Origin of the sequence: Pseudescherichia sp. AS216 (assembly GCF_037152055.1) — a bacterium.
In the GTDB taxonomy this organism is placed as follows: Bacteria; Pseudomonadota; Gammaproteobacteria; order Enterobacterales; family Enterobacteriaceae; genus Pseudescherichia.
In genome coordinates, this window is sequence record NZ_JBBCMV010000006.1 from 191878 (window position 1) to 212585 (window position 20708).

Genomic DNA, 20708 nt, shown 5'->3' on the forward strand with positions numbered 1-20708 from the left:
CAGGAGGTTAATAATGTTATCTGGGCAAACGCCTGCACGGGTATGGAACACACGACGCACTGAGAAACAGCGTCGTCTGGCTTCTGTCCCGGTAGAAGGCAAAGTGCTACCGACCGACGACCTGGTCGCCATGCTAGAAAAACTGATTGCGCCGGGCGACCGGGTGGTCCTTGAGGGGAACAACCAGAAGCAGGCGGACTTCCTCTCTCGTTCGCTGGCGGAGGTTAACCCGCAAAAAGTGCACGACCTGCATATGATCATGCCCAGCGTCGGGCGCAGCGAACATCTCGATATTTTTGAAAAGGGCATCGCCCGCAAGCTGGACTTCTCTTTCTCCGGAACGCAAAGCCTGCGCATCTCTCAGCTGTTAGAAGACGATCAGCTTGAGATCGGTGCAATTCACACCTACATCGAACTCTATTCTCGTCTCTACGTTGATCTGGCTCCGAACGTGGCGCTGATCGCCGGTTTTAAAGCCGACCGCAAGGGCAACCTCTATACCGGGGCCAGCACCGAAGATACCCCGGCGCTGGTGGAAGCCGCCGCGTTCCATGACGGTATCGTTATTGCACAGGTCAACGAGCTGGTGGATGACGAGAACGATCTGCCTCGCGTCGATATTCCCGGATCGTGGATTGACTACGTGGTGGTCGCTGACAAGCCGTTCTTTATCGAACCGCTCTTTACCCGCGATCCGCGCCTGATCAAGCAGGAGCATATCCTGATGGCGATGATGGCGATTAAAGGTATCTACGCCGAACACCAGGTGCAGTCGCTGAACCACGGTATCGGCTTCAACACCGCTGCTATCGAGCTGCTGCTGCCTACCTACGGGGAACAGCTCGGCCTGAAAGGCAAAATCTGTAAGCACTGGACCCTGAACCCGCATCCTACGCTGATCCCGGCGATTGAGAGCGGCTGGGTAGAGAGCATCCACTGCTTCGGCGGCGAGCTGGGCATGGAGGAGTATATCCGCGCCCGCCCTGACGTCTTCTTTACCGGAGCCGACGGCTCGATGCGTTCGAACCGCGCCTTCTGCCAGCTGGCGGGCCAGTACGCGGTAGATATGTTTATCGGCTCGACGCTGCAGGTGGATGGCTATGCCAACTCCTCAACGGTGACCCGCGGTCGTCTCTCTGGCTTTGGTGGCGCGCCTAACATGGGCCACGATCCCCACGGCCGCCGTCACGCTACCCCGGCCTGGCTCAACATGATGACTGAGCCCGATCCAATGCAGCGCGGTAAAAAACTGGTGGTGCAGATGGTCGAAACCTTCCAGGCCGGCGTTAAACCCACCTTCGTTGAGAAACTCGACGCGGTTGAGGTGGCCAAAGCCTCCGGCATGCCGCTGGCACCGGTGATGATCTACGGCGACGATGTGACCCACGTCCTGACCGAAGAGGGGCTGGCTCACCTGTGGCGCGCCGAGAGCATGGAAGAGCGCCGGGCGATGGTCGCCGCGGTCGCTGGGATCACCGACATCGGTCTGGGCGTTGACGCTAAACGCGTTGCGGCGCTGCGTCAAAGCGGCAAGGTGCTCTACCCGGAAGATATGGGTATTCGCCGCTCCGACGCCACCCGCTCCCTGCTGGCGGCGGGCAGCGTGGCTGACCTGGTTGAGTGGTCAGACGGCCTCTACAACCCACCTGCAAAATTCCGGAGCTGGTAATGAAACATCTGCCACAGATTCAGGCTCAGGGCGGTGCCGAATGGCTGGCGCATACCGCCACCCAGTGTCTGATTGACGAAGCACGACTCAGCCCGAAGCCCGGACTTGTGGACAGCCGGGGAAACGGCGCGCATCACGACCTGTCGTTAGCGCTGATGGAGCGCTCGGCGCGCAGCCTGACCCCGACGTTTCAGGCCCTGGCGCAGCAGAGCTGGCAGCGGCCAGCGGACATTGCGCTCAGACAAACGATTGGACGACTCGGCCGTGAAGGGGAGCAGCAGATGATGGCGGCCACCCACGGCGTGAATACCCACCGGGGCGCGATTTGGGCGCTGGGGCTACTGGTCAGCGCGGTGGCGATGCTCGGCGGCGAGGGCAATGCGCAGGCGATTACCCGCACTGCCGCAGGCCTGGCCATGCTGCCGGATGACGCTGCCCCAAAGGTCTTCAGTAAAGGGCTGCGGGCTACCCATCGCTATCGCGTGCCGGGTGCACGTGAAGAGGCTCAGCAGGCGTTTCCGCACATCATGCAGTACGCCTTGCCGCAGTTGCAGCAGAGCCGGTTGAACGGCAGCAGCGAGACGCACGCCAGGCTTGATGCCCTGATGGCGATCATGACCTCGCTGACCGACACCTGCGTACTTTCCCGCGCCGGGATGGAGGGGCTTGAGGCCATGCAGCATGGCGCACGAGCCGTACTCAACGCGGGCGGCACCGCGCAGCTGGCCGGGCAGCAGGCGCTGGCGAGGTTAGATCGCCAGATGCTGATGCTCAACGCCTCGCCGGGTGGCGCAGCGGATCTGCTCGCTGCCACCCTGTTTCTTGACCGTGTCGAATCGCCCTATTTAAAGCATTAAGAGGATGTTATGGAACAGATCACAATCTCTGTGCCCGCCAGCCGCACGCTAAGCGGCAAAGCGCTGGCAGGCGTTGTCGGATCCGGCGATATGGAGGTGTTATTCACCGCCGCGCCGGGCGAAACGCTCACTATTGATATCACCACCTCCGTGGACAACAGCCGCGCCCGCTGGGAAGCGCTGTTTAACCGCCTTGGCATGGTAAGCGAGCTGCCTGCCGGCAAGCTGGTGATCCATGACTTTGGCGCAACGCCGGGCGTGGCACGCATTCGTATCGAACAGGTCTTTGAGGGGGTAAGCCATGCGTGACGATCGCAGTTTTATCGAACTGAAAGCGCGCCAGCGTGCGCAGGCGCTGCTGGATGAGGGCAGCTTCCGCGAGCTGCTGGATCCGTTCGAAGGCATTATCTCACCGTGGTTGGGGCCGCAGGGCATCGTGCCGCAGGCCGACGACGGCATGGTGGTTGCTAAAGGCACCATCAATGGCCAACCCGCCGTGGTCGTGGCTATCGAAGGCACCTTCCAGGGCGGCAGCATGGGCGAGGTTTCTGGTGCGAAGATGGCGGCAGCGTTAGAGCTGGCGGCGGAAGACAACCGCAACGGCATTCCCACCCAGGCCGTACTGTGTCTGGAGACCGGCGGGGTGCGTTTACAAGAGGCCAACCTCGGCCTGGCGGCGATTGCCGATATCCATGCGGCGATTGTCGATCTGCGTCGTTACACCCCGGTTATCGGCATCGTGGCCGGTACGGTGGGCTGCTTCGGCGGCATGTCCATTGCCGCTGCGCTCTGTAGCTACCTGATCGTCACCCGCGAGGCGCGCCTCGGCCTTAACGGTCCGCAAGTGATTGAGCAGGAGGCGGGCATTGCCGAGTACGACTCCCGCGACCGGCCGTTTATCTGGAGCATGACCGGTGGTGAGGTGCGCTATCAGAGCGGGCTGGTGGATGCCCTGGTCGGCGACGGCATCAACGCCGTAAAAGGCGCGATGAATGACTTCATCGCCAAAGGCGTACCGGCTAAGCACCGTACCGACAACTACGCCTGGTATCTGGATCGCCTGAGCCGTTTCGATACCACTAAGCAGGCTGATGCAGAACAGATTAAAGCGCTCTTTGCCCGGGAGGATAAATAATGAGTAACTCAATTAGCCGCGGCGAACTATGGCTGGAAACCCTGGTCCCCAACGCCAAACGTCTGGCGGGGCTGTGTCCCTCTGTTCAGGCCGCTGATGGCGAGCTTAACGGGGAACCTGTGCGCTTCATTACCGTGGTTCCGGATGCCCACAACCACTATCCTCGCGCCGCTCAAGGCGAAGTGGGGCTGCTGGAGGGGTGGACTCTGGCGAAGGTAGTGAGTGAAACCATCGCCCTGGATGCTGACAACGATGTTAAGCGCCCGATTGTGGCGGTGATCGACGTGCCTAGCCAGGCCTATGGCCGGCGTGAAGAGGCGTTTGGTATCCATCAGGCGCTGGCCGGGGCCGCTGCGGCCTATGCGAACGCACGGCTGGCAGGACATCCGGTGATTGGTTTGATCGTCGGTAAAGCCATGTCCGGCGCGTTTCTGGCCCACGGCTACCAGGCCAACCGGCTGATCGCCTTTAACGACAAGGGCGTGCTGATCCATGCGATGGGTAAAGCGTCTGCGGCACGTATTACGCTGCGTACCGTCGAGGCGCTGGAGAAGCTGGCGGCAACGATTCCGCCGATGGCCTACGACATCAGCAACTACGCCACCCTCGGGCTACTGGCTGACCTGCTGGATATCAGCAATCCCGACGCCCCAACCGATAACGACCTGGCGCAGGTGCACAGCGCCCTGCAACAGGCCATCCATGATGCTCGTCAGGACCGGACGCTGAAAAACCGTCTCGGGGCTGACAACCGTCATAGCTCTCTTCTTGTGCGCGAGCGCATGAAAGCGAGCTGGTAAGAAAAGAGAGACCTGCCAGAGGTAAGTCCCCGTGGGCGCATTCGCTGCGCCCGCGAGGAGAACGACGCCCTGAAAAAATAATAATCATCGCGCCAGTGCTAAAACTTTTAACCACAGGTGATTTTTTATGACTTACGTAATTGTTCATGCTCTCGCACCGATTTTCGTCATCATGCTGCTGGGATTCTGGGCCGGCAAAGCAAAGATGGTTGATAATAAAAATGTTTCCCTGCTCAATATTTTCGTGATGGATTTTGCCCTGCCCGCCGCGCTGTTTAGCGCCACCGTGCAGACCCCGTGGACCGGCATCGTCGCCCAGTCGCCGCTGATTCTGGTCCTGACCCTGGCGATGTGGATCACCTACGCCGCGATCTACTTCCTGGCGACAAAAGTCTTTATAAAGTCGCCGCAGGATGCCGCCGTGCTCACGCTGACCGTTGCGCTGCCGAACTACGCCGCGCTGGGCCTGCCGATTCTGGGCAGCGTGCTGGGTGAAAGTTCTTCTACCTCGCTCTCCGTGGCGGTCTCTATCGCCTGCGGCTCCGTGCTGATGACGCCGTTCTGCCTGCTGATCCTTGAACGCGAAAAAGCGCGTGCCGAAGGCAACAACAGCGGCTCTACGCTCTCCATGCTGCCGGTACTGATGTGGCGCTCGATTAAAAAACCAATTGTCATGGGACCGCTGCTGGGGGTGATCTTGTCCGCTATCGGCATTCGCATGCCGGAGCTGGTGCTGGCGGCGATCAAACCGCTGGGTCTGGCTGCTACCGCCGCTGCGCTGTTCCTGACCGGGGTGATCCTCTCCGCACGGAAGCTGCAAATTAACACCATGGTGATCACCTCAACCATCGCCAAACTGCTGATCCAGCCCGCGATTGCCTGGGGTATCGTGCTGGCTCTTGGCCTCTCCGGCTCCGTGGCGATCACCGCCATTCTGATGATTGCACTCTCAGCGGGCTTCTTCGGCGTGGTGTTTGGTAACCGCTTTGGCGTGCAGTCCCCGGATGCAGAAGCCGTGCTGCTGTTAAGCTCGCTGCTGTGTATCCTGTCGCTACCGCTGTTTATCTCGCTGACTTCAGGAATGTAACCATGACCACGCTGCGCCCCCACGATCTTATCTGGCTGAAAAACCGCGAGGCTCTCGATGGGGTTGGTGAACCCTGGGTAGAGACGGTATGGCACCCAGGATTACCGGTGGTGGTGCGGCGTGACATGGACGGAGAGCGCATCCCGGTTGGGGTGCGCGGTCTTCGCCGCGACCAGCGCGCGGCAGGCTGGACCGACGCGACGCAGGTAGTACGTGTGGTCTCCCCAGAACAGCTGGTAGACAGTAACGATCTGCTGCGCTCGCCGTTTATCTCGCAGCCGCCGGTACAGGTGGCATTGCAGCTTGCTCAGCAGACGTGGCCGTGGGTCTGGGGCATCACCGGCAGCAGCGGCTATGCGCTGGCCACCGGTATTCCGGTGATCCACGCCAGCAGCGATCTTGACCTGCTGATCCGCGCTCCGCAGCCGCTCTCCCGCGAGCTATTGCTCCGCTGGCAGGCGCCGTTGATGCATGCCCTGTGTCGGGTAGATACCCAGGTGGATACCCCAATCGGTGGCTTTGCCCTCAACGAGTGGCTGCGCGACGGGCGCGTCTTGCTTAAAACCAGCCGGGGCCCGCGTCTGGTCAGCGATCCCTGGCACAGGGAGGATTAATGAAAATTCTGTTTACCTTTCCCGGACAGGGGACCCAGCGCCCTGGCATGCTGCAAAATCTGCCGGGTCACGAGATGGCCGAAGCGCGTGAAGTATTGGGCGCGGAGATCGATACTCTCGACAGCCCGGAGGCGCTAAAGCATACCCGCGCGGTGCAGCTCTCTCTGCTGATTGCCGGCGTTGCCTGGGCGCGCGCGATGCAGCGTCGCGGCATTGAGCCGGATCTGGTCAGCGGCTTGTCGATTGGCGCATACCCTGCGGCCGTCATCGCCGGGGCGCTGGCGTTTAAAGATGCGTTAAGCCTGGTGGCACTGCGCGGCGATCTGATGGAGCAGGCCTACCCGCACGGTTATGGCCTGACGGCGATCATGGGCCTGACCCTGACGCAGGTGGAGGCGCTGGTAGCGGGCAGCGGCACGTACATAGCCAATCTCAATGCCGAGACGCAGATCGTAATCGCCGGGCGCGATGAAGATATGGCCCAGGTGGCGCAGCAGGCGCAGGCGTTGGGGGCAACGAAAGCCCAGCGTCTGGCGGTAAGCGTGCCGTCGCACTGCGCGCTGCTTAATGCCCCTGCGCAGAAGCTGGCGCAGGCCTTTACCGGGGTAACGCTCTCTCGTCCCCGCTGCGCCTATCTTAGCGGCAGTAGCGCCCGCGTGCTGTGGCAGCCAGAGCGCATTGCAGACGATCTGGCAATGAACATGGCGCGAACGGTGCGCTGGCAGGAGGCGGTGATTGCCGCCAATGAGCGCGAGGCGCGGCTGGCCATTGAGATGCCACCGGGTGGCATTCTGACCTGCCTGACCCGTCAGGCCGCGTGGGAAGGGGAAGCGATCTCGCTTGAGCGCAGCGGCGTGGACGTTGTCGCCCATTTGGCGAAGCGTCTCAGGGCGTAACGTTCTGTTCCAGGCTACGGGCGTACATGCGTCCTTCGGCGGCCAGCGCCAGCAGATTGGGATCGTGCTCGCGGCTGCGGGCAAAGACAATGCCAATCTGCTGCTGCATCTGGTACGGCTCGGCTAACTTCAGCAGCTGTACCGAGCTCTCATACACCTTTTTCATCCGCCCCGGCATCAGGGTAAAGCCTACCCCGGCCTGCACCAGGCTAAGCATCGAGAAGATATCATTCACACGGGTAACGATCTCAGGCTCAAAGCCAGCGATGTGAAACGCGTCCTGAAACCCGGCGTAGGTCGCAAATCCCTCTGCCAGCGAGACAAACTTCTGCTGGCGGTAGTCGCGTAGATCCGCCAGCTCGTCACTATTCAGCGTAGCGGAGGCCGGTGCGGCAAGAAAGATGTCATCGTGAAACAGGGGTAGCACTTCGAACTGAGCCAGATCAACCTGGTGCTCAGAGAGCGAGATGAGGATCGCATCCAGCTCGCCATCCTCCAGCTTTTGCAGCAGCATGTCGTTGGAGCCCATCGTCAGGTTAATCTCCAGCTCCGGCCGTCGCAGCTTCATCCCCATGATCAGGCGCGGCACCGTCTCCAGGGTGAGCGAGTAGAGCGTGCCTACCCGGAGCCGACCCTGGCCGACGCCCGCCGTTTTGCGCGTCTCCTCAAGGCCGCGGGCCATCAGCTGCGTCACCTCCTGGCAATACTCCAGCAGCGTCCAGGCGGCGGGCAGCGCCAGCAGGTTGCGTCCCTTGTGCACAAACAGCGGGCAGCGGACGCTCTCCTCCAGGGTGTGCAGCGCCCGGTGAACGCTGACGCCGCTGATCTCCAGCGCCTCGGCGGTGCGGGCGATGTTGCCCTTCTCCATAAAGGTCATGAAGATGGTCAGCTTGCGAAAGGTGATGTCGCTGGCGATGTCCATGGCGTTACTCGCTTTGCAGCATGCCTTCAAGCTGCTCCTGTGCTTCAAGCCATGCCATCTCACACGCCTCCAGACCCGACTTCGCGCTCGCCTGGGCCTGCAGGCACTCGGTCAGCTCGGCCTTGCGGCTCTGATCGTACAGGCCGCTGTCGCCAAGCTTCTCTTCGGCCTTCGCCAGCTGGGCGTTGAGCTTCTCCATCTCTTTCTCCAGACGGGCGATCTCTTTGCGCAGCGGCTGAGTCTGGGTGCGCAGCTCAGCTTCCCGACGCTTCTGGTCTTTCCGCGCCTGGGCGCTGTTACCGTTCTCTTTCGCCGCCTCGGCAGGCTGATTCTCCTGCTTCTGCACGTCGCTCAACCACTGCTGGTAATCCTCCAGATCGCCGTCGAACGGCTCAACTTTGCCGTCGTGGACCAGGTAGAGATCGTCGGTGGTGGAGCGGATCAGGTGACGATCGTGCGACACCACCACCAGTGCGCCTTCGAACTCGATCAGCGCTTCGGTCAGTGCCTGGCGCATGTCGAGATCCAGGTGGTTAGTTGGCTCATCGAGGAGCAGCAGGTTAGGACGCTGCCAGACGATCAGGGCCAGCACCAGCCGGGCCTTTTCACCGCCGGAGAAACGCTCGGTGTTCTCGGTGACCTTATCGCCCTGGAAGCCAAAGCCGCCCAGGTAGTCCCGCAGCTTCTGCTCCGCTTCCTGCGGCGCAAGGCGCGCCATATGCTGCAGTGGCGACTCATCCGCTCGCAGGAACTCCAGCTGGTGCTGGGCGAAGTAGCCGAGCTTAATGCCTTTCGCGAGGCCAATATCGCCGCCGGTAGGAGCAAGCTCGCCCGCCAGCAGCTTGATCAGCGTCGATTTACCCGCGCCGTTACGTCCCAGCAGACCAATACGCGAGCCCGGCACAAGGTTGAGCTTGATGGAGTTAAGAATGGTGCGATCGCCGTAGCCCGCGCTCACCTTCTCCATCTTCAGCAGCGGGTTGGGCAGGCTCTCTGGCGCGCGGAAGCTGAAGTGGAAGGGGTTATCCACGTGCGCCGGGGCGATCAGCTCCATGCGCTCCAGCATCTTCACCCGGCTCTGGGCCTGTTTGGCCTTGCTGGCCTTGGCTTTGAAGCGGTCGATAAAGCTTTGCAAATGCGCTACGCGCTGCTGCTGGCTCTCGTAGGTAGCCTGCTGCTGCGCCAGACGGGTGGCGCGCTGGCGCTCAAACGAGCTGTAGTTGCCGGTATACTCGAACATACTCTGCTGTTCGATATGGATGATTTTATCCACCACCGGATCGAGAAAGTCACGGTCGTGAGAGATGAGGATCAGCGTACCCTGATAGCTCTTCAGCCAGCGCTCCAGCCAGATCACCGCATCGAGATCGAGGTGGTTGGTGGGCTCATCGAGCAGGAGCAGATCCGAGCGGCAGACCAGCGCCTGGGCAAGGTTGAGACGCATACGCCAGCCACCGGAGAAGTCGCTTACCGGGCGTTCAAGCTGCTCGGTAGAGAAGCCCAGTCCGTGCAGCAGGCTGGCGGCGCGGGAGCGGATGGTCCAGGCGTCAATGGCGTCGAGTTTGCCGTGCACGGTAGCGATGGCATGGCCGTCGTTACGCTCGTTAGCGTCGTTGAGCTGGGCCTCCAGCTGACGATACTCGCGATCGCCATCAATAACATAGTCGATGGCGGGCTCGTTGAGGGCCGGGGTCTCCTGATTCACCCACGCCAGTTGCCAGTTGGCAGGGTAGGTGAAGCTGCCGCCGTCGGCGGTAAGCTCGTTTTTTAGCAGCGCCAGCAGGGTCGATTTCCCGCAGCCATTTTTACCCACCAGCCCGACTTTCTGGCCGGGATTGATGGTGGCGGTGGCGTTATCCAGCAGGACACGCACGCCGCGACGAATTTGTAGTGAGGAGAAAACAATCATAGAGCGCCGTATGTTCCGACTATGTTAATTTGTCATTATGATAATGTGGAGTGCGCCTATAATGCCGCACCGGGGCGCAATGGTAGCCCGAAACGACAGCGATACACAAAATCATTAAAACATCACCGGGAGGGGAGCGATGTCCCAGACAGCCAGAGTGCTGCTGCTGTATGCCCATCCGGAATCCCAGGACTCGGTAGCTAACCGGGTCCTGCTTAAGCCGGCAATGCAACTCAACAACGTGACAGTGCACGATCTCTATGCGCACTATCCAGATTTTTTTATCGATATCCCTCGCGAGCAGGCGCTGCTGCGCGAGCACGACGTTATCGTTTTTCAGTATCCCCTCTACACCTATAGCTGTCCGGCGCTGCTTAAAGAGTGGCTGGATCGCGTTCTCACCCGCGGCTTCGCCAGCGGACCGGGAGGCAACCAGCTGGCAGGCAAGCGCTGGCGTTGCGTGGTCACCACTGGCGAGCCGGAGAGCGCCTACCGCTACGACGGTCTCAACCGCTATCCGCTTAGCGATATCCTGCGTCCCTTTGAGCTGACGGCAGCCATGTGCCACATGCAGTGGATGACGCCGTTTATCGTCTACTGGGCACGCCGCCAGCCGAAAGAGGAACTGGCCAGCCATGCTAAGGCCTACGGCGACTGGCTGGCATCACCCACCGCGACGGGAGGTCGCTAATGGACGGAACCGATCTGCTGCTGGCGGGCGTACTGTTTCTATTTGCCGCCGTAGTCGCCGTGCCGCTGGCTGCCCGGCTGGGCATTGGTGCCGTGCTGGGCTATCTGCTGGCAGGTATTGCCATCGGCCCATGGGGGCTAGGATTTATCAGCGACGTTGATGAGATCCTCCACTTCTCTGAAATGGGCGTCGTGTTTCTGATGTTTATCATCGGCCTGGAACTCAACCCATCGAAGCTGTGGCAGCTACGGCAGTCGATCTTTGGCGTCGGGGCGGCGCAGGTGCTGCTCAGCGCCGCGATCCTTGCCGGGCTGCTGATGCTGACCGACTTTGCCTGGCAGGCGGCGGTGATTGGCGGCATTGGTCTCGCGATGTCCTCCACCGCGATGGCGCTCCAGCTTATGCGCGACAAGGGGATGAACCGCAGCGAGGCGGGACAGCTGGGATTCTCGGTGCTGTTGTTCCAGGATCTGGCGGTGATCCCGGCCCTGGCGCTGGTGCCGCTGCTGGCGGGCAGCGGCGATGACCACTTCGACTGGATCAAGATCGGCATGAAGGTGATCGCCTTTGCCGGGATGCTGCTAGGCGGTCGCTATCTGCTGCGCCCGGTGTTCCGCTTTATTGCCGCCTCCGGAGTGCGGGAGGTGTTTACCGCCGCCACGCTGCTGCTGGTGCTCGGCTCGGCGCTCTTTATGGACGCGCTGGGGCTGTCGATGGCCCTCGGTACCTTTATCGCCGGGGTGCTGCTGGCAGAGAGCGAGTACCGCCACGAGCTGGAATCGGCCATCGATCCGTTCAAAGGCCTGCTGCTGGGGCTGTTCTTTATCTCCGTGGGGATGGCGCTTAACCTGGGCGTGCTCTATACCCATCTGCCGTGGGTTATCGCGGCAGTCGCCACTCTGGTGGCGGTCAAAACCACGGTGCTCTATCTGCTGGCGCGCCTCTATGGCCTGCGAAGCTCGGAGCGGATGCAGTTCGCCGGCGTGCTCAGTCAGGGCGGTGAGTTTGCCTTCGTGCTCTTCTCTACCGCCTCCTCGCAGAAGCTGTTCCATAACGATCAGATGGCGCTGCTGCTGGTCACGGTCACCCTGTCGATGATGACCACGCCGCTGCTGATGAAAGGCATTGATAAGGGACTCTCCCGGCGCTTCAACAGCCCGGAAGAGGAGGGGGAAGCCCAGTGGGTTGAAGATGACAAGCCGCAGGTCATCATTGTTGGCTTTGGCCGCTTCGGCCAGGTGATTGGTCGCCTGCTGATGGCCAACAAGATGCGCATCACCGTGCTGGAGCGCGATATCAGCGTGGTGAACCTGATGCGGAAATATGGCTATAAGGTCTACTACGGCGACGCGACTCAGGTGGAGCTGCTGCGTTCGGCGGGCGCAGAGGCGGCGGAATCGATCGTCATCACCTGCAACGAGCCGGAAGACACCATGAAGCTGGTCGCCATTTGCCAGCAGCATTTCCCACACCTGGCCATTCTTGCCCGGGCGCGGGGACGTTTTGAGGCGCACGAACTGCTTCAGGCGGGGGTGACACAGTTCTCCCGTGAGACCTTCTCCAGCGCGCTGGAGCTGGGGCGCAAGGCGCTGGTCTCGCTGGGCATGCATCCTCACCAGGCGCAGCGAGCACAGCTGCATTTCCGTCGACTTGATATGCGGATGCTGCGCGAACTGATGCCGGTGGTGCATACTGATACACAGCAGATCTCCCGCGTCCGGGAGGCGCGGCGCGAGCTGGAAGAGATTTTCCAGCGTGAAATGCAGCATGAGCGCCGGCAGCCGGATGGCTGGGACGAGTTTGAATAGAGGGTAAAAAGTATGGCGATACGTAAACGTTTTATCGCGGGTGCCAGGTGCCCAGCCTGTCAGGCCCAGGATACGCTGGCGATGTGGCGCGAAAATAATGTCGATATTGTTGAGTGCGTTAAGTGCGGCCACCAGATGCGCGAGGCGGATAAAGAGGCCCGTGAGCACGTTCGCAAAGAAGAGCAAGTTATCGGGATTTTTCATCCGGACTAGCGATATGCCCTAGCTTTTTTTAAGCTTAAGGGTACACAGGGGCAGAATTCCGTTACAATCTGCGCCAGCAATTTACCCACGCTCAGGAGATATCATGAAAGTAGCAAAAGACCTGGTGGTCAGCCTGGCCTATCAGGTACGTACAGAAGACGGTGTGTTGGTTGATGAGTCTCCGGTAAGTGCGCCGCTGGACTACCTGCACGGTCACGGCTCCCTGATCTCTGGTCTGGAGTCCGCGCTGGAAGGTCACGAACCTGGCGACAAATTTGACGTGGCGGTGGGCGCAAATGACGCTTACGGTCAGTACGACGAGAACCTGGTGCAGCGCGTACCGAAAGACGTCTTCATGGGCGTTGACGAACTGCAGGTAGGCATGCGCTTCCTGGCTGAAACTGACCAGGGTCCGGTGCCGGTTGAGATCACCGAAGTGGAAGATGACCACGTCGTGGTTGACGGTAACCACATGCTGGCTGGCCAGAACCTGAAGTTCAACGTTGAAGTCGTTGCCATTCGTGAAGCGACCGAAGAAGAGCTGGCCCACGGCCACGTTCACGGCCCGCACGGCCACGATCATGGTCACGACCATGAACACGGCGACGGTTGCTGCGGTGGTCACGGCCACGATCATGACCACGGTCATGGTAAAGGTGGTTGTGGCAACGGCGGTTGCGGCTGCCACTAAAGACTTCGTCTTTCAAAAAGCGGGGATATCCCCGCTTTTTTTACGCCTCGCGTTTTAAAAATCAATAGTGGGGCGGCGGCGTCTCTTCTGACTGAGAGGCCATGTGTGAAGGCTGGCTGGCTTTCAGCTTTTCGGTAACGAGGCGCATCAGGTCCCGCAGCTTCGCCATCTCCAGCTCGTGGGCGGTGACCGTCTGGTTAAGCTCCTCGATCGTAATCTCCTGAAAAGCCAGACGGCTCTCCAGCTCTGCCAGCCGCGCTTCCAGCGTCATATTCTGCATGTTTCACCTCATCTGTTTTAGCCCGGATTCTACGCAACTTTACGCGGCTGCGCAGCCTACCTGACATCCTTAAGAAACTAATTTAAACAAAAATAGTCTCAAAAGAGGCAACAATCGGGAATGTCGTTATATAGATTTCTCCCACAACGATTTATAGTACGTTTTTCAAATACGCAAACCCTGGAGCAATTTGCCCCCGGCCCTGGAGATATGGATGAAATCACTGTTTAAAGTCACGCTGCTGGCGACCACGATGGCCGTTGCGCTGAATGCACCTCTTTCTTTTGCTGCTGACGCTCCGGCTAAAGCCCCGGCAACCACCGACAGCAAAGCGGCATTCAAAAACGACGACCAAAAATCAGCCTATGCGCTGGGCGCGTCACTGGGTCGTTATATGGAAAACTCCCTGAAAGAACAGGAAAAACTGGGCATCAAGCTGGACCAGGCTCAGCTGATCGCCGGCGTTCAGGACGCCTTTGCCAACAAGAGCAAGCTCTCTGACCAGGAGATTGAGCAGACTCTGCAGGCCTTTGAAGCACGCGTGAAGGGTGCCGCTCAGGAGAAGATGGAGAAGGACGCGACTGAGAACGAAACCAAAGGCAAAGCCTTCCGCGATACCTTTGCTAAAGAGAAGGATGTGAAAACGTCTTCTACCGGCCTGCTCTACAAAGTAGAGAAAGAGGGGACCGGCGATGCACCGAAAGATAGCGATACCGTGGTGGTTAACTACAAAGGTACGCTGATCGACGGTAAAGAGTTTGATAACTCCTACACCCGTGGCGAACCGCTCTCCTTCCGCCTCGATGGTGTGATCCCAGGCTGGACCGAAGGCCTGAAAAACATCAAGAAAGGCGGCAAAATCAAGCTGGTGATCCCACCGGCGCTGGCCTACGGTAAAACCGGCGTTCCGGGTATCCCGGCTAACTCTACGCTGGTCTTCGACGTAGAGCTGCTGGATATCAAACCGGCACCGAAAGCGGATGCGCAGCCGAAGCCGGAAGCGGCAGCACCGGCAGAGCAACCTGCCGCTGCGGATAAAAAGTAATACGCTGACAGCCGCCGCCTAATCAGGCGGCGGTTTTTTATTACAGGGCAGGTATAATTAACACTGGCAGCGCTATGGCCGCTGTATTAATTTAGATGTCCCTGTAAATGATGAGCCTGCCCTGAAAACATAACGACAGGCTCCTGAAAAGGAGTGTTTTTTTTCATGTCCAGGTCGCTATTAACCAACGAAACCAGCGAGCTCGATCTGCTGGATCAACGGCCTTTTGATCAGACCGACTTCGATATCCTGAAATCCTACGAAGCGGTGGTCGATGGGTTAGCGATGCTCATTGGTGCCCACTGTGAAATCGTCTTGCACTCCTTGCAGGATCTCAAATGCTCCGCCATTCGTATTGCTAACGGTGAACACACCGGGCGTAAGATTGGCTCGCCGATTACCGATCTTGCCCTGCGCATGCTGCACGACATGACGGGCGCAGACAGCAGCGTCTCGAAGTGCTACTTCACCCGTGCCAAAAGCGGCGTGCTGATGAAGTCGGTCACGATTGCCATCCGCAATCGCGAGCACCGGGTCATTGGTCTGCTGTGCATCAACATGAACCTTGATGTTCCCTTCTCGCAAATTATGAACACCTTTATTCCGCCGGAGACGCCGGACGTCGGCTCCGCCGTGAACTTTGCCTCCTCAGTGGACGATCTGGTGATGCAGACCCTGGAGTTCACCATCGAAGAGGTGAACGCCGACCGGAACGTCTCTAACAATGCGAAGAACCGGCAAATCGTGCTGAACCTCTACGAAAAAGGCATTTTTGATATTAAAGATGCGATTAACCAGGTGGCCGATAGGTTGAATATCTCCAAGCATACGGTCTACCTCTACATTCGCCAGTTCAAGAGCGGCGACTTCCAGGGGCAGGATAAGTAATGCGTTTTGCCTTAATGGTGACGGGGCCTGCCTACGGCACGCAGCAGGCCAGCACCGCATGGCAGTTTGCTCAGGCACTGCTGGCAGCGGGTCACGAGCTGGCGAGCGTCTTTTTCTACCGCGAAGGGGTCTATAACGCCAACCAGCTTACCGCCCCAGCAAGCGACGAGTTCAATCTGGTTCGGGCCTGGCAGGGGCTGCACCTTGATCATCAGGTCGAGCTGCATATCTGCGTTGCGGCAGCGCTGCGGCGTGGCGTAACCGACGAGAGCGAAGCGCAGCGTGCTGGCTTACCCGCTGCCAACCTTCAGCCGGGCTTTACCCTCAGCGGCTTAGGCGCGCTGGCCGAGGCGGCGTTAACCTGCGATCGCGTGGTGCAGTTCTGATGAAAAGCGTGGCATTTGTGTTTAACTCCGCACCGCACGGCTCATCTGCCGGACGGGAAGGGCTGGATGCGCTGCTGGCAATGTCGGCCCTGACTGAGGAGATTGGCGTCTTTTTCCTTGGCGATGGCGTTTTTCAGCTGCTGGCTAACCAGCGCCCTGGCGATATCCTCGCCCGCGACTATATCGCTACCTTTAAGGTGCTACCGCTCTACGATATCGAGCAGCTCTGGCTGTGCGCGGCCTCGCTGCGCGAGCGCGGGCTGAGCGCCTCACACTCTTTTATTCTCAATGCCCAGCCGCTGGAACCTGAAGCGCTGCGCGAGTGTCTACATCGCTATGACGTCGTTATGACGTTTTGAGGCTGTTATGCTGCATACTCTTCGTTACTCTCCCTGGCAGTGCGACATGGCTACGCTGATGCGCACGTTGCAGGAGGGGGATGACCTGCTGCTGCTCTCTGATGGCGTTACGGCGGCGGTGGTGGGAAGTCACTACCTTGATTTACTGCTGGCTGCCCCCATAACAGTTCATGCTCTACAGGAAGACGTTGATGCCCGCGCTCTTTCTGGTCAAATTTCGAACAGAATCGTCCTGGTTAGCTATACTGATTTCGTTAGCCTGACGGTAAAACACGCTGCTCAGATCGCCTGGTAGTGTGAGATCCGCTGTATATTTCTTGACACCTTTTGAGCACAGCCCTAAAATTCCGCGTCCTCATATTGTATGAGGGCGTTTTATTACGTGTTTACGAAGCAAAAGCTAAAACCAGGAGCTATTTAATGGCAACAGTTAACCAGCTGGTACGCAAACCACGTGCACGCAAAGTTGCGAAAAGCAACGTGCCTGCGCTGGAAGCCTGCCCGCAGAAACGTGGTGTATGTACTCGTGTATATACCACCACTCCTAAGAAACCGAACTCCGCACTGCGTAAAGTTTGCCGTGTGCGTCTGACTAACGGTTTCGAAGTTACCTCCTACATCGGTGGTGAAGGTCACAACCTGCAGGAGCACTCCGTGATCCTGATCCGTGGCGGTCGTGTTAAAGACCTTCCGGGTGTTCGTTACCACACCGTTCGTGGTGCACTTGACTGCTCAGGCGTTAAAGACCGTAAGCAGGCTCGCTCCAAGTACGGCGTGAAGCGTCCTAAGGCTTAATGGTTCTCCGTTAAGTAAGGCCAAACGTTTTAAATTAATGTCAAACTAAACTCTTTGAGTTTTGGACAATCCTGAATTAACAACGGAGTATTTCCATGCCACGTCGTCGCGTCATTGGTCAGCGTAAAATCCTGCCGGATCCTAAGTTCGGATCAGAACTGCTGGCTAAATTTGTAAATATCCTGATGGTAGATGGTAAAAAATCTACTGCAGAAGCAATCGTATACAGTGCTCTTGAGACCCTGGCTCAGCGCTCTGGTAAAAATGAACTGGAAGCTTTCGAAGTCGCTCTCGACAACGTGCGCCCGACTGTAGAAGTTAAGTCTCGCCGCGTTGGTGGTTCTACTTATCAGGTTCCAGTTGAAGTTCGTCCGGTTCGTCGTAATGCTCTGGCAATGCGTTGGATCGTTGAAGCTGCTCGTAAACGCGGTGATAAATCCATGGCTCTGCGCCTGGCGAACGAACTTTCTGATGCTGCAGACAACAAAGGTACTGCAGTTAAGAAACGTGAAGACGTTCACCGTATGGCAGAAGCCAACAAAGCGTTCGCCCACTACCGTTGGTAATCCCTTCGGAGTAATAGTCACCAAGCGGGCGCTTTATGTAAGCTGCCCGCTTTGGGCTACATAACTTGAACGCTAAGGCAATAGAGGAATCAAATGGCTCGTACAACACCCATTGCACGCTACCGTAACATCGGTATCAGTGCGCACATCGACGCCGGTAAAACCACTACTACCGAACGTATCCTGTTCTACACCGGTGTAAACCACAAAATCGGTGAAGTACACGACGGCGCGGCAACTATGGACTGGATGGAGCAGGAGCAGGAGCGTGGTATCACCATCACCTCCGCAGCGACCACTGCATTCTGGTCTGGTATGGCGAAGCAGTATGAACCGCATCGCGTAAACATCATCGACACCCCGGGCCACGTTGACTTCACCATCGAAGTAGAACGTTCCATGCGTGTTCTTGACGGTGCGGTAATGGTTTACTGCGCAGTTGGTGGTGTTCAGCCGCAGTCTGAAACCGTATGGCGTCAGGCAAACAAATATAAAGTTCCACGTATCGCGTTCGTTAACAAAATGGACCGTATGGGTGCGAACTTCCTGAAAGTTGTTGGTCAGATCAAATCCCGTCTTGGCGCGAACCCGGTTCCGCTGCAGCTGGCGATTGGTGCTGAAGAAGGTTTCACCGGTGTTGTTGACCTGGTGAAAATGAAAGCCATCAACTGGAACGATGCCGACCAGGGCGTTACCTTCGAATACGAAGATATCCCGGCTGACATGCAGGATCTGGCTGAAGAATGGCACCAGAACCTGATCGAATCCGCTGCTGAAGCTTCTGAAGAGCTGATGGAGAAATACCTGGGCGGTGAAGAACTGACTGAAGAAGAGATCAAAACGGCTCTGCGTCAGCGCGTTCTGAACAACGAAATCATCCTGGTAACCTGTGGTTCTGCATTTAAGAACAAAGGTGTTCAGGCGATGCTGGATGCGGTAATTGATTACCTGCCATCTCCGATCGACGTACCGGCGATCAACGGCATGCTGGATGACGGTAAAGATACCCCGGCTGAGCGTCACGCAAGTGATGACGAGCCGTTCGCGGCGCTGGCGTTCAAAATCGCTACCGACCCGTTCGTAGGTAACCTGACCTTCTTCCGTGTGTACTCCGGTGTGGTTAACTCTGGTGATACCGTACTGAACTCCGTGAAATCTGCACGTGAGCGTTTCGGTCGTATCGTTCAGATGCACGCTAACAAACGTGAAGAGATCAAAGAAGTTCGCGCAGGCGACATCGCTGCAGCAATCGGTCTGAAAGACGTGATCACCGGTGACACCCTGTGTAACCCGGATCACCCGATCATTCTGGAGCGTATGGAGTTCCCTGAGCCGGTAATCTCTATCGCCGTTGAGCCGAAAACCAAAGCTGACCAGGAAAAAATGGGTCTGGCTCTGGGTCGTCTGGCTAAAGAAGACCCGTCATTCCGCGTTTGGACTGACGAAGAGTCTAACCAGACTATCATCGCGGGCATGGGTGAGCTGCACCTCGACATCATCGTTGACCGTATGAAGCGTGAATTCAACGTTGAAGCGAACGTCGGTAAACCTCAGGTTGCTTACCGTGAAGCGATTCGCGCAAAAGTTACCGATATCGAAGGCAAACACGCCAAGCAGTCTGGTGGTCGTGGTCAGTACGGTCATGTTGTTATCGACATGTACCCGCTGGAGCCGGGCTCTAACCCGAAAGGTTACGAGTTCATCAACGACATCAAGGGTGGTGTAATTCCTGGCGAATACATCCCAGCCGTTGATAAAGGCATCCAGGAACAGCTGAAAGCTGGCCCGCTGGCGGGTTACCCGGTAGTGGATCTGGGCGTGCGTCTGCACTTCGGTTCTTACCATGACGTTGACTCCTCTGAGCTGGCGTTTAAACTGGCTGCGTCTATTGCCTTTAAAGATGGCTTTAAGAAAGCAAAACCAGTTCTGCTTGAGCCGATCATGAAGGTTGAAGTAGAGACGCCGGAAGAGAACACCGGTGACGTTATCGGTGACCTTAGCCGTCGTCGTGGTCAGCTGAAAGGTCAGGAATCTAACGCTACTGGCGTTCAGATCCACGCTGAAGTTCCGCTGTCTGAAATGTTCGGATATGCAACTCAGCTGCGTTCACTGACTAAAGGTCGTGCATCTTACTCCATGGAATTCCTGAAGTATGATGATGCGCCGAACAACGTTGCTCAGGCCGTAATTGAAGCCCGCGGTAAATAAGCCGCAGGGTTAAAATCTAAGTCCCGTGCTCTCTCCTGAAGGGGAGAGCACTATAGTAAGGAATATAGCCGTGTCTAAAGAAAAATTTGAACGTACAAAACCGCACGTTAACGTTGGTACTATCGGCCACGTTGACCACGGTAAAACTACCCTGACCGCTGCCATCACTACCGTTCTGGCTAAAACCTACGGTGGTTCTGCTCGTGCATTCGACCAGATCGATAACGCGCCGGAAGAGAAAGCTCGTGGTATCACCATCAACACCTCTCACGTTGAGTATGACACCCCGACTCGCCACTACGCACACGTAGACTGCCCGGGCCACGCCGACTATGTTAAAAACATGATCACCGGTGCTGCGCAGATGGACGGCGCGATCCTGGTTGTTGCTGCGACTGACGGCCCGATGCCGCAGACCCGTGAGCACATCCTGCTGGGTCGTCAGGTAGGCGTTCCGTACATCATCGTGTTCCTGAACAAATGCGACATGGTTGATGACGAAGAGCTGCTGGAGCTGGTTGAGATGGAAGTGCGTGAACTTCTGTCCCAGTACGACTTCCCGGGCGACGACACCCCGATCATTCGTGGTTCCGCGCTGAAAGCGCTGGAAGGCGAAGCTGAGTGGGAAGAGAAAATCGTTGAGCTGGCTGGCTACCTGGATTCCTACATCCCGGAACCAGAGCGTGCGATTGACAAGCCGTTCCTGCTGCCGATCGAAGACGTATTCTCCATCTCCGGTCGTGGTACCGTTGTTACCGGTCGTGTAGAGCGCGGTATCATCAAAGTTGGTGAAGAAGTTGAAATCGTTGGTATCAAAGATACTGCGAAATCTACCTGTACCGGCGTTGAAATGTTCCGCAAACTGCTGGACGAAGGTCGTGCGGGCGAGAACTGCGGC

General features: G+C 58.1%; 24 protein-coding genes. 21 read left to right on the plus strand and 3 right to left on the minus strand.

What is annotated here, in order from left to right; translation table 11 throughout:
• Positions 1–13: 13 nt before the first annotated feature.
• The 8 genes from mdcA (at position 14) to mdcH (ending at position 7058) form a co-directional block, all read left to right on the plus strand.
• A complete protein-coding gene (gene mdcA / locus WFN61_RS17770; RefSeq protein WP_144818068.1) occupies positions 14–1669 on the plus strand; it encodes a malonate decarboxylase subunit alpha in 1656 nt (551 codons plus the stop codon).
• Positions 1669–2526, plus strand: a complete 858-nt coding sequence (locus WFN61_RS17775) for a triphosphoribosyl-dephospho-CoA synthase (protein WP_257758677.1) — start codon at positions 1669–1671, stop codon at positions 2524–2526. Before mdcA ends, WFN61_RS17775 begins: the two co-directional genes overlap by 1 nt.
• A gap of 9 nt (positions 2527–2535) precedes the next feature.
• Positions 2536–2835 (plus strand): malonate decarboxylase acyl carrier protein, encoded by a 300-nt coding sequence (gene mdcC / locus WFN61_RS17780; protein WP_222889383.1) that lies wholly within the window; start codon positions 2536–2538, stop codon positions 2833–2835.
• On the plus strand, positions 2828–3661 hold the full coding sequence (locus tag WFN61_RS17785; RefSeq protein WP_144818071.1) for a biotin-independent malonate decarboxylase subunit beta: 834 nt from the start codon (positions 2828–2830) through the stop codon (positions 3659–3661). Before mdcC ends, WFN61_RS17785 begins: the two co-directional genes overlap by 8 nt.
• Positions 3661–4461 carry a biotin-independent malonate decarboxylase subunit gamma gene (gene mdcE, locus WFN61_RS17790; RefSeq protein WP_257758675.1) on the plus strand — a complete coding sequence of 267 codons (801 nt, stop codon included), beginning with the start codon at positions 3661–3663 and terminating at the stop codon, positions 4459–4461. The genes WFN61_RS17785 and mdcE overlap by 1 nt, the downstream gene beginning before the upstream one ends.
• A 127-nt stretch (positions 4462–4588) precedes the next feature.
• Positions 4589–5548, plus strand: a complete 960-nt coding sequence (locus WFN61_RS17795) for an AEC family transporter (RefSeq protein WP_337039003.1) — start codon at positions 4589–4591, stop codon at positions 5546–5548.
• A gap of 2 nt (positions 5549–5550) precedes the next feature.
• Positions 5551–6162: a malonate decarboxylase holo-ACP synthase gene (locus WFN61_RS17800; protein ID WP_337039004.1), complete on the plus strand. Its 612-nt coding sequence runs from the start codon at positions 5551–5553 to the stop codon at positions 6160–6162.
• Positions 6162–7058, plus strand: a complete 897-nt coding sequence (mdcH, locus tag WFN61_RS17805) for a malonate decarboxylase subunit epsilon (RefSeq protein WP_337039005.1) — start codon at positions 6162–6164, stop codon at positions 7056–7058. The genes WFN61_RS17800 and mdcH overlap by 1 nt, the downstream gene beginning before the upstream one ends.
• Here mdcH and WFN61_RS17810 read toward each other — a convergent pair.
• Positions 7048–7980 (minus strand): LysR family transcriptional regulator, encoded by a 933-nt coding sequence (locus WFN61_RS17810; protein ID WP_144818087.1) that lies wholly within the window; start codon positions 7978–7980, stop codon positions 7048–7050. The genes mdcH and WFN61_RS17810 overlap by 11 nt on opposite strands.
• A 4-nt stretch (positions 7981–7984) precedes the next feature.
• Complete coding sequence (locus WFN61_RS17815; RefSeq protein WP_312174553.1) at positions 7985–9889, minus strand: ABC transporter ATP-binding protein; 1905 nt, start codon at positions 9887–9889, stop codon at positions 7985–7987.
• A gap of 139 nt (positions 9890–10028) precedes the next feature.
• Between WFN61_RS17815 and kefG the strand changes: the two genes are divergently transcribed.
• The 4 genes from kefG to slyD all read left to right on the plus strand — a co-directional run bounded on the left by kefG (position 10029) and on the right by slyD (position 13283).
• Positions 10029–10580: a glutathione-regulated potassium-efflux system ancillary protein KefG gene (gene kefG, locus WFN61_RS17820; protein ID WP_312273863.1), complete on the plus strand. Its 552-nt coding sequence runs from the start codon at positions 10029–10031 to the stop codon at positions 10578–10580.
• A complete protein-coding gene (kefB, locus tag WFN61_RS17825) occupies positions 10580–12388 on the plus strand; it encodes a glutathione-regulated potassium-efflux system protein KefB (RefSeq protein WP_337039006.1) in 1809 nt (602 codons plus the stop codon). Before kefG ends, kefB begins: the two co-directional genes overlap by 1 nt.
• 12 nt (positions 12389–12400) lie before the next feature.
• Positions 12401–12601: a YheV family putative zinc ribbon protein gene (locus WFN61_RS17830; protein WP_144818079.1), complete on the plus strand. Its 201-nt coding sequence runs from the start codon at positions 12401–12403 to the stop codon at positions 12599–12601.
• A 94-nt stretch (positions 12602–12695) separates the two neighbouring features.
• Positions 12696–13283, plus strand: a complete 588-nt coding sequence (gene slyD, locus WFN61_RS17835; RefSeq protein ID WP_042393048.1) for a peptidylprolyl isomerase — start codon at positions 12696–12698, stop codon at positions 13281–13283.
• Positions 13284–13344: 61 nt separating this feature from the next.
• Here the strand turns inward: slyD and WFN61_RS17840 are convergent, their stop codons facing one another.
• Entirely contained in the window at positions 13345–13563 is a 219-nt protein-coding gene (locus WFN61_RS17840; RefSeq protein WP_042393046.1) for a protein SlyX, read from the minus strand.
• A 214-nt stretch (positions 13564–13777) separates the two neighbouring features.
• Here WFN61_RS17840 and fkpA point away from each other — a divergent pair, with 214 nt between their 5' ends.
• The 9 genes from fkpA to tuf form a co-directional block, all read left to right on the plus strand.
• Complete coding sequence (gene fkpA, locus WFN61_RS17845; RefSeq protein ID WP_144818080.1) at positions 13778–14608, plus strand: FKBP-type peptidyl-prolyl cis-trans isomerase; 831 nt, start codon at positions 13778–13780, stop codon at positions 14606–14608.
• Between the two features lie 165 nt (positions 14609–14773).
• Positions 14774–15496: a helix-turn-helix transcriptional regulator gene (locus WFN61_RS17850; protein ID WP_042393043.1), complete on the plus strand. Its 723-nt coding sequence runs from the start codon at positions 14774–14776 to the stop codon at positions 15494–15496.
• Positions 15496–15882 (plus strand): sulfurtransferase complex subunit TusD, encoded by a 387-nt coding sequence (tusD, locus tag WFN61_RS17855; RefSeq protein WP_337039008.1) that lies wholly within the window; start codon positions 15496–15498, stop codon positions 15880–15882. The genes WFN61_RS17850 and tusD overlap by 1 nt, the downstream gene beginning before the upstream one ends.
• Positions 15882–16241 carry a sulfurtransferase complex subunit TusC gene (gene tusC, locus WFN61_RS17860; RefSeq protein WP_144818082.1) on the plus strand — a complete coding sequence of 120 codons (360 nt, stop codon included), beginning with the start codon at positions 15882–15884 and terminating at the stop codon, positions 16239–16241. The genes tusD and tusC overlap by 1 nt, the downstream gene beginning before the upstream one ends.
• A gap of 7 nt (positions 16242–16248) precedes the next feature.
• Complete coding sequence (gene tusB, locus WFN61_RS17865; RefSeq protein WP_337039009.1) at positions 16249–16536, plus strand: sulfurtransferase complex subunit TusB; 288 nt, start codon at positions 16249–16251, stop codon at positions 16534–16536.
• 125 nt (positions 16537–16661) lie between these two features.
• The gene (gene rpsL / locus WFN61_RS17870) at positions 16662–17036 is read left to right on the plus strand and encodes a 30S ribosomal protein S12 (RefSeq protein ID WP_000246815.1); all 375 of its coding nucleotides are present in this window, start codon (positions 16662–16664) and stop codon (positions 17034–17036) included.
• Between the two features lie 95 nt (positions 17037–17131).
• A complete protein-coding gene (gene rpsG / locus WFN61_RS17875) occupies positions 17132–17602 on the plus strand; it encodes a 30S ribosomal protein S7 (protein WP_004106370.1) in 471 nt (156 codons plus the stop codon).
• 93 nt (positions 17603–17695) lie between these two features.
• Positions 17696–19810, plus strand: a complete 2115-nt coding sequence (gene fusA, locus WFN61_RS17880; RefSeq protein ID WP_144818084.1) for an elongation factor G — start codon at positions 17696–17698, stop codon at positions 19808–19810.
• A 70-nt stretch (positions 19811–19880) separates the two neighbouring features.
• A partial coding sequence (tuf, locus tag WFN61_RS17885) for an elongation factor Tu (protein ID WP_337039012.1) occupies positions 19881–20708 on the plus strand: 828 nt, incomplete at its 3' end.

Excerpts from the sequence above, each read along its gene's own strand:
- mdcA (WP_144818068.1), top strand. The coding sequence starts at position 14 with ATGTTATCTGGGCAAACGCCTGCACGGGTATGGAACACACGACGCACT.
- WFN61_RS17775 (WP_257758677.1), top strand. The coding sequence starts at position 1,669 with ATGAAACATCTGCCACAGATTCAGGCTCAGGGCGGTGCCGAATGGCTG.
- mdcC (WP_222889383.1), top strand. The coding sequence starts at position 2,536 with ATGGAACAGATCACAATCTCTGTGCCCGCCAGCCGCACGCTAAGCGGC.
- WFN61_RS17785 (WP_144818071.1), top strand. The coding sequence starts at position 2,828 with ATGCGTGACGATCGCAGTTTTATCGAACTGAAAGCGCGCCAGCGTGCG.
- mdcE (WP_257758675.1), top strand. The coding sequence starts at position 3,661 with ATGAGTAACTCAATTAGCCGCGGCGAACTATGGCTGGAAACCCTGGTC.
- WFN61_RS17795 (WP_337039003.1), top strand. The coding sequence starts at position 4,589 with ATGACTTACGTAATTGTTCATGCTCTCGCACCGATTTTCGTCATCATG.
- WFN61_RS17800 (WP_337039004.1), top strand. The coding sequence starts at position 5,551 with ATGACCACGCTGCGCCCCCACGATCTTATCTGGCTGAAAAACCGCGAG.
- mdcH (WP_337039005.1), top strand. The coding sequence starts at position 6,162 with ATGAAAATTCTGTTTACCTTTCCCGGACAGGGGACCCAGCGCCCTGGC.
- WFN61_RS17810 (WP_144818087.1), bottom strand. The coding sequence starts at position 7,980 with ATGGACATCGCCAGCGACATCACCTTTCGCAAGCTGACCATCTTCATG.
- WFN61_RS17815 (WP_312174553.1), bottom strand. The coding sequence starts at position 9,889 with ATGATTGTTTTCTCCTCACTACAAATTCGTCGCGGCGTGCGTGTCCTG.
- kefG (WP_312273863.1), top strand. The coding sequence starts at position 10,029 with ATGTCCCAGACAGCCAGAGTGCTGCTGCTGTATGCCCATCCGGAATCC.
- kefB (WP_337039006.1), top strand. The coding sequence starts at position 10,580 with ATGGACGGAACCGATCTGCTGCTGGCGGGCGTACTGTTTCTATTTGCC.
- WFN61_RS17830 (WP_144818079.1), top strand. The coding sequence starts at position 12,401 with ATGGCGATACGTAAACGTTTTATCGCGGGTGCCAGGTGCCCAGCCTGT.
- slyD (WP_042393048.1), top strand. The coding sequence starts at position 12,696 with ATGAAAGTAGCAAAAGACCTGGTGGTCAGCCTGGCCTATCAGGTACGT.
- WFN61_RS17840 (WP_042393046.1), bottom strand. The coding sequence starts at position 13,563 with ATGCAGAATATGACGCTGGAAGCGCGGCTGGCAGAGCTGGAGAGCCGT.
- fkpA (WP_144818080.1), top strand. The coding sequence starts at position 13,778 with ATGAAATCACTGTTTAAAGTCACGCTGCTGGCGACCACGATGGCCGTT.
- WFN61_RS17850 (WP_042393043.1), top strand. The coding sequence starts at position 14,774 with ATGTCCAGGTCGCTATTAACCAACGAAACCAGCGAGCTCGATCTGCTG.
- tusD (WP_337039008.1), top strand. The coding sequence starts at position 15,496 with ATGCGTTTTGCCTTAATGGTGACGGGGCCTGCCTACGGCACGCAGCAG.
- tusC (WP_144818082.1), top strand. The coding sequence starts at position 15,882 with ATGAAAAGCGTGGCATTTGTGTTTAACTCCGCACCGCACGGCTCATCT.
- tusB (WP_337039009.1), top strand. The coding sequence starts at position 16,249 with ATGCTGCATACTCTTCGTTACTCTCCCTGGCAGTGCGACATGGCTACG.
- rpsL (WP_000246815.1), top strand. The coding sequence starts at position 16,662 with ATGGCAACAGTTAACCAGCTGGTACGCAAACCACGTGCACGCAAAGTT.
- rpsG (WP_004106370.1), top strand. The coding sequence starts at position 17,132 with ATGCCACGTCGTCGCGTCATTGGTCAGCGTAAAATCCTGCCGGATCCT.
- fusA (WP_144818084.1), top strand. The coding sequence starts at position 17,696 with ATGGCTCGTACAACACCCATTGCACGCTACCGTAACATCGGTATCAGT.